Origin of the sequence: Campylobacter concisus (assembly GCF_902460625.1) — a bacterium.
Taxonomy (GTDB): domain Bacteria; phylum Campylobacterota; class Campylobacteria; order Campylobacterales; family Campylobacteraceae; genus Campylobacter_A; species Campylobacter_A concisus_AD.
In genome coordinates this window covers 20,883-33,045 of record NZ_CABPUT010000010.1, presented here as the reverse complement: position 1 = coordinate 33,045, position 12,163 = coordinate 20,883, and the positions used below count along the sequence as shown (strand labels likewise).

General features: G+C 41.1%; 11 protein-coding genes and 1 pseudogene. 11 read left to right on the top strand and 1 reads right to left on the bottom strand.

The features are described from left to right. Positions 1–932: 932 nt before the first annotated feature. The 7 genes and pseudogenes from fdhD (at position 933) to F3G69_RS08260 (ending at position 8,022) form a co-directional block, all read left to right on the top strand. Positions 933–1,715: a formate dehydrogenase accessory sulfurtransferase FdhD gene (gene fdhD, locus F3G69_RS08290; RefSeq protein WP_103600472.1), complete on the top strand. Its 783-nt coding sequence runs from the start codon at positions 933–935 to the stop codon at positions 1,713–1,715. Further along, complete coding sequence (locus F3G69_RS08285; RefSeq protein WP_149714967.1) at positions 1,708–2,499, top strand: winged helix-turn-helix domain-containing protein; 792 nt, start codon at positions 1,708–1,710, stop codon at positions 2,497–2,499. The genes fdhD and F3G69_RS08285 overlap by 8 nt, the downstream gene beginning before the upstream one ends. Next, positions 2,490–2,678, top strand: coding sequence for a hypothetical protein (locus F3G69_RS08280; protein ID WP_002951016.1), 189 nt, complete (start codon positions 2,490–2,492; stop codon positions 2,676–2,678). Before F3G69_RS08285 ends, F3G69_RS08280 begins: the two co-directional genes overlap by 10 nt. Positions 2,679–2,861: 183 nt before the next feature. Then, positions 2,862–4,190 (top strand): aminotransferase class V-fold PLP-dependent enzyme, encoded by a 1,329-nt coding sequence (locus tag F3G69_RS08275; protein ID WP_149714966.1) that lies wholly within the window; start codon positions 2,862–2,864, stop codon positions 4,188–4,190. 67 nt (positions 4,191–4,257) lie between these two features. Beyond that, positions 4,258–4,975: pseudogene (locus tag F3G69_RS08270) on the top strand (IS1595 family transposase); the annotation flags it as partial. Positions 4,976–5,173: 198 nt separating this feature from the next. Next, positions 5,174–7,327, top strand: a complete 2,154-nt coding sequence (locus F3G69_RS08265) for a DEAD/DEAH box helicase (RefSeq protein WP_149714965.1) — start codon at positions 5,174–5,176, stop codon at positions 7,325–7,327. A gap of 5 nt (positions 7,328–7,332) precedes the next feature. Continuing rightward, the gene (locus F3G69_RS08260; protein ID WP_149714964.1) at positions 7,333–8,022 is read left to right on the top strand and encodes a DUF2290 domain-containing protein; all 690 of its coding nucleotides are present in this window, start codon (positions 7,333–7,335) and stop codon (positions 8,020–8,022) included. Between the two features lie 280 nt (positions 8,023–8,302). Here the strand turns inward: F3G69_RS08260 and tupA are convergent, their stop codons facing one another. Continuing rightward, a complete protein-coding gene (gene tupA / locus F3G69_RS08255; RefSeq protein WP_149714963.1) occupies positions 8,303–9,121 on the bottom strand; it encodes a tungstate ABC transporter substrate-binding protein TupA in 819 nt (272 codons plus the stop codon). A gap of 72 nt (positions 9,122–9,193) precedes the next feature. On the opposite strand from tupA, the gene tupB reads away from it, so the two are divergent. The 4 genes from tupB (at position 9,194) to F3G69_RS08235 (ending at position 12,124) form a co-directional block, all read left to right on the top strand. Next, on the top strand, positions 9,194–9,886 hold the full coding sequence (gene tupB, locus F3G69_RS08250; protein WP_149714962.1) for a tungstate ABC transporter permease TupB: 693 nt from the start codon (positions 9,194–9,196) through the stop codon (positions 9,884–9,886). Between the two features lie 93 nt (positions 9,887–9,979). Next, positions 9,980–10,933 carry a tungstate ABC transporter ATP-binding protein TupC gene (gene tupC / locus F3G69_RS08245; RefSeq protein ID WP_149714961.1) on the top strand — a complete coding sequence of 318 codons (954 nt, stop codon included), beginning with the start codon at positions 9,980–9,982 and terminating at the stop codon, positions 10,931–10,933. A 302-nt stretch (positions 10,934–11,235) separates the two neighbouring features. Beyond that, positions 11,236–11,961 carry a TorD/DmsD family molecular chaperone gene (locus F3G69_RS08240; protein WP_149714960.1) on the top strand — a complete coding sequence of 242 codons (726 nt, stop codon included), beginning with the start codon at positions 11,236–11,238 and terminating at the stop codon, positions 11,959–11,961. Beyond that, entirely contained in the window at positions 11,948–12,124 is a 177-nt protein-coding gene (locus tag F3G69_RS08235; RefSeq protein WP_084040950.1) for a twin-arginine translocation signal domain-containing protein, read from the top strand. The genes F3G69_RS08240 and F3G69_RS08235 overlap by 14 nt, the downstream gene beginning before the upstream one ends. The last annotated feature ends 39 nt before the right edge of the window (positions 12,125–12,163 follow it).

Below are 12,163 nucleotides of genomic sequence, written 5' to 3'. Positions count from 1 at the left end.
GATGCTTGTTTTATTAAACAATCTTAATCCTGCACAAAAATACTCTTCTTTTTGATTTTTATTTCTTACTCAAAAAACAATCTCTACTTTAATCTTTATTTATGCTATATAAAAACCAACAAAATCTCATTTTTTAAAATTTGTACTAAAATACCAAATAAAAAACAAAAATAAATTTCCGTATAAACCAAAATTTACTTTAACTTAATAAAAGACAATCGCTTCAAATTCCATAATGCAGTCTTAGAACTTGATATCATTTATCAAAACATCAAGAATAAACAACCCCCACATAAGACAATATGTTAATAAATACTTACTTAGCAAACTCAAATTGAGTTTGCTGTAAGGTTTTAGCAGACGGCCAATATTTTTCTTTGGCAGAGCAAAAGAAAAATATAAAAACTTAGACGAAACTTTATCGCTCGAAAATGATTTTTCATCGGCAAAATGTCTAAGTTTTCATATAAAAAGCCCTTAATGAATATAATTAAGGGCTTTTTATATACGGTCGGCATGTTTGAGTCATGCACGGGTTATATAACAGTAAAATACGGCTTGACAAAATTAGTTTTTTGACTCGACTCTATAATATAAATTTCCTTCTCGGTCTTACGTCAGGCCGCAAATTATATTTATGATTTTTCAAGATTTAACCTACATATGCGGCAAGTTATGTGCGATCTCGTTCTAGCCTTATGCTATTTTTTATTATTCCTTCATTTCTTATGCAAATAATAGATAATGATAAAATCGTGGTCAAAAATATCTTAAGATATATGCTAAATTCGCATATACAAATCATCATCAGATACCGATAAAAACGCGCTAAAATACGTTTAAGTTTTTGCTTGATTTAAGCAATAATTCACTACAATCAAATCTTAAATTTAGATTTTCAAGCTATCATTTCGCAAAAATTAAGGAAAATCATGCAACCTATTTTTACGACCCAAATCACCAAATTTAAAGGCGCGCAAAAAAGCGCCGTTGATGATATTTTGGTGCGCGAGATCAAGCTTGAGATCTACATAAACGGCAAGCGTTTCGGCGCGCTCATGGCGACTCCGACCGATCAGGAGGCTCTAGCTGCTGGCTACCTAATCAGCGAAAATTTGATCGCAAGCCCTGAGGATATCGAGAGCATAGAGCTTTCAAGCGACGCTTTAAGCGTGCGGGTAAAGGCTAAAATCAACGAAAAGCGCCTCGAGCAGTTTGACGAGGAAAAGGTGATAATCAGCGGCTGCGGACGCAGCTCGACGGCAAATATCGACCCGGGGGCTATGGCGGCGCGCTCCATAAAGGCCGACGTCAAATTTAACAAAGACGAAATTTTGCGCCAGATGGGGCAGTTTTACACGCAGTGCGAGCTTTACGAGATGACGGGCTGCGTGCATACGGCTAAGCTTTTCGTGAACGGAGAGCAGTTTTACATCGGCGAGGATATCGCTCAGCATAACACCATAGACAAAGCCGTCGGCAAAGCTATACTAGCCGGCGCGCAGCTGCAAAATTCGTTTTTGATGGTGAGCGGCAGGCTCAGCTCCGAAATGGTCGCAAAAGCCGTCATGCACGGTATCCCAGTGCTCGTCTCGCGTACGGCTCCGACTAGTCTTGGCGTCGTGATAGCGCGTAAATTTAACCTAACGCTGTGCGGCTTTGCTCGCGGCGAAAACATAAACGTGTATAGCGGCGCAGAGAGAATCTATGAGTGAGCAAATCCGCGAACTGATAACAAAACTGTTAAATCCAAAGGGCAGGCTAGACTGCGGCGCGGCGTTTAAGATCGCCGCAAAGCTAGGCGTAGAGATCGGCGAGGTTAGCGACGAGGCTGAAAAAATGGGCGTAAAGATCGACAACTGCGAGCTGGGACAGTTTGGCAGGCTAGAAAACGGACGCGGCAAATACACCGTGATGACGCAGCTAAAACAAATGACCGACGAAAAAGGCAGAATACTGTGCAAAGACGCTAGGGACGCAGCTGCGGGCGTGGGGATAAAGACGATCCGCTCTACGTTAAAAGACTATAAAATCGACGTAAAATACTGCCAGCTGAGGTGTTTTAAGGAGAAGAAAGGAAAAAAGATGAGAGTAAAAACCAAAACTTGGATAGAAAACGACGAGGGCGAGCTGATATTCGGTAAGGGCAAAACCGAAGTCCTAGACGTCATCGCCGAGGTCGGCTCGATCTCAAAGGCCGCCGAAATCCTAGGAATGAACTATAAAAAATGCTGGACTCATCTGCAAATTTTGCAAAAAAATCTAAAAGAGGAGCTTTTTACGACTAGGCAAGGCGGCGGCGAAAATGCCGGTACGACGCTAAACGAGCGCGCGCATGAGCTCATAAACGCCTATAGGCAGCTTCAAAACGACATCGAGGATTTTGCGGATAAGCGCTTTAAGGAGTTGTTCTTGAAAAAAGACGGCGAAAAAAATGATGCAACTAAAGACGACAAAAAAGATAAAAAAATCAATTTAAGGGAGAAAAAATGTACGTAAAACTAAACGATAGGGTCTATCTAAACAAAGACAAGATCACTAGAATAAAGGTAGATAGCGTCCAAGACGGTATCAGGATTCGCTTCTACGAGGGGCAAAATCAGGTCGCTAAAAGCGGACGCTTCGAAACCGAGGCAAAAGCCATCGAGTGGCTAGAGAAAAATTTTATAAACAAATAATAAAATGGTCGTGAGCCTCTGTGGCTCGCGCTTCTGTGCTTTATCAAGTTAAATTTGCCGCTTTGCGGTTAAATTTAGCTTGTTCAAATTTAACCTCCAAATTTACTAAATCATTTCCACAGCAAAAGCCCGAAATTTGCGAAAATTTACTATAATTACTGTATCAAATTTAAAGAGTAAAAAATGGCAAATTTAGACGAAATAAGAAAAAATATCATCCTAAAACCGGGCGTGCATTATTTTGATTTCGCGGCTTCCGGGCTTGCTTATGAGCCCGTAGAGCGCGAGATAGCAGATGTTCTCAAAACCTACGCCAACACACACTCCGACAGTAGCTCGAGCGCCATCATCACGCAGCGGCGCTACGAGGGTGCGCGCGAGAGCCTAAAAAAGCTGCTAGGCCTTGACGAGCGGTTTTATCTCATCGCCTGTGGGCAGGGTGCGACGGCAGCGATCAAGAAATTTCAGGAGCTGCTTGGCATCTACCTGCCGCCTGCAACCAGAAGCGCGATCGGCGAGGCAAATTTACGCGCCGCGCAGCCTCCGCTCGTGCTCGTTTCGCCGTACGAACACCACTCAAACGAGCTTAGCTTTCGCGAGGGGCTTTGCGACTACATGCGCGTGCCGCTTAGTGAATCAGGCGAGATCGATCTGCTCGCACTCGAGCGCATCCTGAAGCTAAATGCCGGACGCCGCATTATTGGCTCGTTTAGCGCCGCCTCGAACGTCACGGGCGTCATTAGCGACTATAAAAAGATCAGCGAGCTAATCAGAGCTGCGGGCGGCATCGTGGCCTTTGACTGCGCGGCGCTGAGCTCGCATGCAAATTTAGACTGTGATCATTTCGACGCGATTTTCCTCTCGCCGCATAAGTTGCTCGGAGGGCCTGCAAGCTGCGGGCTTTTGGCGATCAAAAAAGAGCTGCTTAACAGCGATATGCCGACCTTTGCCGCAGGCGGGACGGTCGCCTACGCTAGCCGCGAAGGGCACGTGTTTTTGAAAAATCCCGAGCAGCTAGAGGAAGGCGGTACGCCGCCTATTATCGGGCTTATGCGGGCAAATTTGGCATACGCGCTGCGAAACGAGGTGGGCTTCGAGCAAATAAAAAACGCCGGGGACGAGCTAGCGCGGCTTTTTGAGAGCGAGCTAGCAGGCATTGACGAGGTCATAAACTACGCTCCAAAGGGTACGCCGCGACTACCGATTTTTTCCTTTAACGTGTGCGGCGTCTCGGCGTATGATTTTGCCGCAAGCCTTAGCAACGACTTTGGTATCCAGACGCGCGCGGGCGTGATGTGCGCGGGGCCATACGCTCACGATCTGCTGGGTATCAAGGAGGGACGCATGCCGGAAAGCAAGCCCGGCTTCGTGCGCGTGAGCCTGCACTACACACACACCGAGCAAGACGTGCTATATCTAGTTGGCGCGATAAAATCCTGCACCAAAAAGCACCGCGAAATTTGGGGCGAGGAAAAGGCGATGTATGAGATGTTTGGCGGGAAGATTTTCTAAGCGCAAAAAAAGATAAAATTTAAGATTTATTGTGACTTAACGCAAACATAAAGAGTATTAAGTTACGATGAGAGCGATGAAAAATAAGCATATAGTCCGCTCTAGAATTTTGGAAAAGAAATTTAGAGAGATTTTATGGTATTTCTCGGCCGATATATAGAAGCTGTAAAAATAGAAGATTTTACCAAAATATCAGAAAAAATAATCAATTTTGCACTTACACTCTCTTGAATAAAATAACCAACAACATCAGATTTTTAATGGCTAGCGAGTGTGAGATCTTAAAAAGTAACGAGTGTAGCGAAGTTAAGAGTATCTAAGTTTCATGCGAGATAGAAATAGACGAAAGCTACTTCGGGTCTAAAAGTGCAAGGGGTAAAAGAGGTAGGGGCGCGTAGCAAATAAAACTCCGCTATTCGGAATGCTAAAGCGTGACGGTAAGATCTATATCCAAATAGTTAAAAACTGTTTTGCAAATGAACTGATACTGATATTATCGGAGTTTGACAAGTTAGACGAGAGCACGATTTATTCTGATTTCTGGAAAGCTTATGACGGATTGGTAGATTACGGAGCCAAAGCTCATTATAGAGTAAAACACTCAAAGAATGAATTTACTAATAGTAAAAACCATATCAATGGTATAGAAAACTTTTTAGCTGCGACTTCATTTTGCTACTACAAGCAGACGGGGATACGCCACAAGCATAGACTAGCTAAATTTAATAGGGATAAGAAAAGAGAATTTCTTGTTTGACTCGAAGAAATGCGAATTTAGATATAATAATGTCAAAGATACAAACAAGCGAAGCGCTCAGGAAGTGACATTTCTATAAAAGAACTTTTATCGCATAATTAATAAGAGAGTATCTGCTCAGTTTATATTGAGCCTAAAAATAATTGAAAAAACTTCCTTTGGTCAGTGACGTTATATTATAGATAAAAGCAAATGATATTGTGAAATTAATAAAAGGATGATTGTTATGGTAAATATAATTATTGGATCAACGCAAAAACCATTAGCCAGTGAAGAGTTAAAAAGATACTTTCAAAGAGATAGTGACTTAGAAGGATATCTATATATTGGATATCCAATAATAGGAACCGTAGAAGGGGCATATCCTATAGATGCATTATGGATTTCTAAAGAAAAGGGATTGGTTATTTTTAATTTAGTTGAAAATAAGAATATTGAAGGTTATGAAGAAATCCAGGATGACTGTGCTAATAAAGTTGAATCCAAATTAAAAGGATACAAACAATTGGTAAAAAAAAGGCAATTATGCGTTGATATAAATGTAATAACTTTTGCTCCATTTATTGAATCGCCAATAGACTATAATAAGGACTATCCTTTATGCAATAATAACACTATGGCAAAATGTATTTCGGAAGTGGAATGGGAAGACCAAGAATATTATAATGACTTAGTTTCGGTTCTACAAGCAATTTCAACTATTAGAAAGGGGAAGAAGAGAAGAGAAGTTTTAAATACTAGCTCTAAGGGTGCTAAACTAAAGGCACTGGAGGACTCTATTGCTAATTTAGATAACAGACAGAGTCAAGCTGTAATAGAAACTGTTGAAGGGGTACAAAGGATACGCGGATTAGCTGGATCAGGAAAAACAATAGTACTTGCGTTAAAAGCAGCTTATTTGCATGCTCGGCATCCTGACTGGAAAATAGCCATTACATTTAATACAAGATCATTAAAAGGACAACTCAGACGATTAATTAACACATTTTATATAGAACAAACAAACGAAGAACCCGATTGGGATAATTTGCAAATTATGCATGCATGGGGTTCTTCTGGTGGCGGAGATAATAATGGGATATACTATACTTTTTGTGCATTGAACAATGTGCAGTATAGAGATTATAGAACGGCGAGAAGCATATTTGGCTCATTAGACCCTTTTGGAGAAACATGTGAAAAAGCATTAGATGAAGTGAAATCGAATGTCATGGAGATATTTGATGCTGTGTTAGTCGATGAAGCACAAGATTTTTCGCCGAGCTTTTTGAGGATGTGTTATGAGATGTTAAAGAATCCTAAAAGATTGGTTTACGCATATGATGAGTTGCAAAATCTAAGAACACAGTCTCTGCCATCGCCGGAAGAGATATTTGGCAATTTTGAAAATGGAACACCGAAAGTAAAATTTTATTCTCCTGAGGAAGGAAAACCGCAACAGGATATTATTCTTGAAAAGTGCTATAGAAATTCAAGACCTGCATTGGTGACAGCACATGCGTTAGGCTTTGGTATATATAGAGAGAAAGAGACAAATTCAAAAACAGGTTTGGTACAAATGTTTGAGCAGTATTCCTTGTGGGGAGATGTTGGATACAAGGTAAAAGAAGGAACTTTAGAAGATGGAGAACATGTTGTTTTGGCAAGAACTGCATCAAGTAGTCCAGAATTCTTAGAAAAACATTCTGATATCGATGATTTAATTAAATTCCAATCCTTTAAAAGTCAAGAAGAACAGAATAAATGGGTTGCCGAGCAAATAAAAATCAATTTAACAGAAGATGAATTAAGAACAGATGATATTATTGTAATTAACCCTGACCCGTTGACTACAAAAGCAAATGTAGCTCCTATTCGAGCTATGCTTTTTGAAAAAAACATCAATTCTCACACAGCTGGAGTAGATACTACACCAGATATATTTTTTGCAGAAAACAATGATTCAGTGGCATTTACTGGTATTTATAGGGCTAAAGGAAATGAGGCAGCCATGGTATATGTTATAAATGCCGAATCTTGCTATGATTCTTATTATGACTTAGCTAAGAAAAGAAATCAGTTATTTACAGCTATAACAAGAAGTAAAGCATGGGTAAGGGTTTTAGGTATTGGAGAGAATATGGATAAATTAATTGATGAATATAAAAAAATAAAGTCTCACAATTATACTTTGGATTTTATTTATCCAGATAAATCTCAAAGAGAAAAAATGAACATAGTTAATCGTGATATGAGTGCAGCAGAAAAGAATAAAGTTGAGAAAAATAAAACAAATATAGAAAATTTAATTCTAGAGCTTGAAACTGGAGAAATTTTCTTAGAAGACTTGGGAGAAGAACAGATTGCTCGCCTAAAAAAATTGTTGAAAAGAGGTGAGTAGTTCTAATGCTGACTGCAAAAAAAATTTATACCCAGATAGAAAGGATAACAGCCGATATAATTGAAACCCAACTTTGTGATGATCAAAATTTTCCATCTATAAGGAAATATTCAGAGGGGATTGAAGAGGTGAGTGTGAGTACTTATGACAATAATATCTTTTTAAAGAGCATTCCATATACAGATATGTATTTAGAGTTATATAAAAATAGAATGTTTAATATAAAAATGATAGATGGAGCCTTAATACAGATGCAATATCGATTTAGAAAAGATAAAATAGAGAGTAACCGATTGTCTTTTTTCCCTGCACCGGATTTAGAGATATTTCAAAACGAACCCAACATTTATTTGGAAGATGAAATTTATAGTGATATTTTAGATAGAAGAGCAGTATCTGTGCCTTTAAGATTTGATTTTGATGATGGAAAGGATAGTAAAGGGCGGAAGACAAGCCGACCTATTATCCATCCGGTTTCTCACTTAACTATAGGCCAATATAAAAATTGCAGAATACCAGTATCATCTGCATTGACTCCATATCAGTTTTTGAAGTTCGTTATTATGAATTTTTATAACACTGCTTATACTTCATATAGTTCTCACTTTACTGAACATAAGGATTGTTTTGATACAACACTATACCTTGAAGAAAAAGAGATAGTAAATATATGTACGCCTGTTTACAAAAAGTAAAGTACCTTTAACTTGACACAAGGTAGTGCAAAGTGGCTACTGATAATTAATCCTCAAAGAGATATAGAATCTAGCAAAAAGGGGAAGCAATATATCAAGCATATACTAAAGATGAAGCCGTTAGTAATGAATGTTTTGAAGTATTGAAAAATAGCGTCGGAGAGTTTAAATTTGAAGAAGAGGCAAAAAATAAATTTTAATTTACAAAAAGGGCGCAAAGCGCGCCCGTATCACGCAAATTTAAGCCATAAATTCGACTCAAATTTGCGCGTAAATAAAATTAGTTCTTGCGAGTATTCGCGTCAGGCGTGAAAAGCGGCTTGTCTAGCAGCTTAAAGTCGCCGATAAATTTCTGACCCTCTTCGCCGGTCGCCCACTCGATAAATTTATTCGCGTTTTCGATATCGGCTTTAGCGCAGTGCTTCGGATTTACCGCGATTAGCGAGTAGAAGTTCTTTAGGTCGTTGTCGCCCTCGTTGATGATGACCATCTCAGGCGCGCCTTTTTTGGTGTCCTCGTACTTGATGTAGGTGCCACGGTCGGTGAACGTCACGCCCTTTTGCTCGGCTGCAGCGTTGATGGTAGCTAGCATGCCTTGGCCGGTTTGCATATACCAGCCGTCTTTTTCAGGCACTTCGCCGATGATTTTTTTCCAGATACCTTTTTCTTTGTTGTCAGTGCCTGATTTATCGCCGCGAGAGAAAAATTTGATATTCTCTTTTTTGATCAGCTCAAAGCTCTCTTTTATGTCTTTGCCTTTAAATTTATCGGCGATAGATTTATCGGCGATAACGACGAAATCATTGTACATTACGGCTTTTCTCTCGACGCCAAAGCCTTTTTCTACGAATTCTTTCTCAACTTTTGGCGAATGCACGAAAAGTATGTCCGCATCGCAGTTTTCGCCAAGTTTTAAAGCAGCGCCCGTGCCTACGGCGGTCCATTTGATATCGACGCCGGTTTTTGCCTTATACGCAGGGTAGATCGCGTCTAGTAGCCCCGTGTTATCGGTGCTGGTGGTGGTAGCCATGATGAGTTCGCTATCGCCCGCAAACGCCAAAACGCTCGCGATTAGCGAGCCTAATATTACTTTTTTCATTTTTCTCCTTTTTTAAAAGTATGCTATTATAGCATATTAAATTAACCATATAAACATACGGAGAAATAATATTTGGACTTTCTACTAAACGGATTCTTAGAGGCCTTTAGGCTGCTTTTTAGCGGCGATGAGGAAACGTATTCGGCGATCAGGGCGACGCTTTACACTTCGAGCGTTTCGATATTTTTTACGATTTTAGTCGGTTTTCCGCTAGGCTTTACGCTGGGATTTTACGATTTTAAAGGGCGCAGGATTTTGAGACTGCTCAGCGATACGGCGCTTGCGATGCCCACCGTTGCGATCGGACTTATTTTGTATGCATTTATCACGCGAAACGGCCCGTTTGGCGAGTTTGGGCTGCTTTTTACGCTAAAGGCCGTGATGCTGGGGCAGTTTGTGCTAGCACTACCTATCATCATCTCGCTAAGCGCTAGCGTCGTGGAAAATATGGACAAAAAGCACTATCTAACCATCCTAAATTTACGCCTGAGCCCGCCAAGGCTCGTTGGCTGCGTGCTTTACGAGCTAAGATACGCTTTGATGGTGGTCGTAGCGACGGCGTACGGGCGCATCGTGGCTGAGGTCGGCGTGGCGATGATGATCGGCGGAAATATCAAATACTTCACCCGCACGATCACGACCGCGGTGTCGCTAGAGACGAACAAAGGCGAGTTTGCGATGGGTATCGCGCTTGCCTTGGTGCTTATCTTTATCGCGTTTGCCGTAAATTTGACGATACACGCGCTAAAAAGGCTGGATAAATGAAATTTGATAAATTTAGAAATTTTACGCTCGCAAAATGCGGTCTAGGCGCGTCAAACTTGAGCCTTTGCGCAAATTTAACGAGAAAGGCGCAAAGTGATAAACGTTAGAAATTTACGCCTAAACTACGGCGCGAGCGAGATTTTAAACATCCCGCGCCTTGATATCGACGTTAGCAAAATTACCGCGCTAACGGGCAGCAACGGCAGCGGCAAAAGCACGCTTATGCGAGTGATTTCGTTTTTACAAAAGCCCACTAGCGGCGAAGTGCGGCTGTGGGGAAGCAGCGCGCCGAGTCTAAATTTACTGCGCGACGTTAGCGTTTTGCTACCAGAACCCGCGCTTTTAAAACGCTCCGTGAGGGAAAATTTTAAAGCCGTTTTAAAAAGCCGCGGAGTGCTAGCGGAATTTGACGAGCGAGCGAGCGAGGCGTTAAATTTAGTCGGGCTTGACGAGAGCTTTTTAAACAAGCGCCACTTTGAGCTAAGCTCAGGGCAGACGCAGCGCGTTAGCTTTGCGTTAAATTTGGCGCTCAGATCGCGGCTATATCTACTCGACGAGCCGACAAACAGCGTGGACGTGGGCACCTCAAAGCTTTTCGGCAAGGCGGTGCTTTATATGCGGCAAAGATACGGCTGCGGCTTTGTGATCGCTAGCCACGACGACAAATGGCTAAGCGCGGTCGCCGAAGAAAACGTCTTTTTACACAAGGGCCGCGTGTGCGAATTTGAGTACAAAAATATTTTTGACGCGCATGGCGGGGTTTTAAAATTTGACGAAAACGCGAGCGTAAATTTGCCGCAAAATTTACGTAACGCCGTAAAGATCGCCGTAAATCCAAGCAAAATAATGCTAAGCAAAACGCCGATAGATGGGTATTTGGGCGGCATCTTGCACTCGGTTTCGCTCTATCTTGGCAAAGAGCTTTTGGTGAAAATCAAAGTCGGCGACTTTTTGATAAAAACCCTGGCGCCTAATTCGCAAAATTTTAGAGTCGGCGAAAATATTTATTTTAAATTTGACGAGGAAGCGTTTTTGGGGCTTGAGTGAGCCCTGAAATTTTGCAAATTTCGCTTCAAATTTTAAATTTAGACTCGTTTAACGCCCGTTAAAAGAGCCTAGTTAAAAGTAAACATCAAAATGAAGCGTAAATGCAATATATATGCTGAAATTTCATATTTATTTTACCTCCTAAAATTCGCCGTAAGCAATATGCAACTAAGGCATATTTAAGCATATATTAATTTTTTTGATTTATTTTTTTTTAAGTATAAGAAATAAGCCAAAAAGTAGTATAGTTTCACAATCGAGAAAAATCTCAAAAAAATAGACAAAAATGATAAAGGAAGGCGATGACTAGCAAGGGCAAATTTGCGGCGGGACGTGGGCTTTACTACTCGCTATTTTCGCATTTTTTCGTTTTTAGCCAAGGCGATGATAGATTTAGCGGCGTAAACGCGATGCTGGGCCTTGCCTTGGCATACACCCTAAACGAAGAATCGGCCGCCGCGATAATGCGCATACAGGCAAAATTCGACGAAAAAAATTCACAAAATTTAGCGGATGAATTCGATGAAATTTTCCACGCTCTGCCAAGTCCGCTTAGAAACTCGCTGTCCTACTACGACGAGGGCTACGAGGTCGGACACGCCTGCGCAAAAGTGCGTAAAATTTTAGCCCGCACAGACATTAGGCGCGACGAGGCTAAATTTAAAGAAAACGAAGACAACGTGGGTTTCGTGTTTGCGCTAATGAGCGAATTTATCGCGCGAGAGAGCGAGCTGGAGCTATACGGCGAGCTTGAGGAGCAGCTTTTTAAAGAGATCATAAACCCAAATATCGACGAGTTTATAGAGAGTCTTTTTAACCACGAAAGCAGCGAAATTTATAAAGACGTCGCAGTGCTTTTGCAAGGATTTATAGAGTTTGAGCGCGTAGTTTTAAGCGCGCCGCGTCCTATAAATCAAGGCAAAAACAAAAAGACTTTGGACGGAGTTTCAAGATCTGAGGCCATAAGAAGACAAAAAAACCGAGTGAGAAAGATAAAAGCTATGGAGGAAGAAAATGCAAAAAAATAGGCGAGAATTTTTAAAAAAGGCGGGGCTAGTCGGCGCGGCAGCGGCTACGGCCGGAGTAGCGACGGCAGCGGCGTCAAACCTAAAATACGGTAAAAGCAAAAAGACCGAAGTGCTTTATAAAAGAAGCAAAAACTGGGATCTATACTACGAACAAGCGAAATAATAAAATTTAAGAAAGGATAAATATGTCTGAGGCAAATTT

What these genes read in the sequence shown, in the direction of transcription:
- F3G69_RS08275 (WP_149714966.1), top strand. Translation starts at nt 2,862, where the DNA reads ATGGCAAATTTAGACGAAATAAGAAAAAATATCATCCTAAAACCGGGC.
- F3G69_RS08260 (WP_149714964.1), top strand. Translation starts at nt 7,333, where the DNA reads ATGCTGACTGCAAAAAAAATTTATACCCAGATAGAAAGGATAACAGCC.
- F3G69_RS08265 (WP_149714965.1), top strand. Translation starts at nt 5,174, where the DNA reads ATGGTAAATATAATTATTGGATCAACGCAAAAACCATTAGCCAGTGAA.
- fdhD (WP_103600472.1), top strand. Translation starts at nt 933, where the DNA reads ATGCAACCTATTTTTACGACCCAAATCACCAAATTTAAAGGCGCGCAA.
- F3G69_RS08235 (WP_084040950.1), top strand. Translation starts at nt 11,948, where the DNA reads ATGCAAAAAAATAGGCGAGAATTTTTAAAAAAGGCGGGGCTAGTCGGC.
- tupA (WP_149714963.1), bottom strand. Translation starts at nt 9,121, where the DNA reads ATGAAAAAAGTAATATTAGGCTCGCTAATCGCGAGCGTTTTGGCGTTT.
- F3G69_RS08280 (WP_002951016.1), top strand. Translation starts at nt 2,490, where the DNA reads ATGTACGTAAAACTAAACGATAGGGTCTATCTAAACAAAGACAAGATC.
- F3G69_RS08285 (WP_149714967.1), top strand. Translation starts at nt 1,708, where the DNA reads ATGAGTGAGCAAATCCGCGAACTGATAACAAAACTGTTAAATCCAAAG.
- F3G69_RS08240 (WP_149714960.1), top strand. Translation starts at nt 11,236, where the DNA reads ATGACTAGCAAGGGCAAATTTGCGGCGGGACGTGGGCTTTACTACTCG.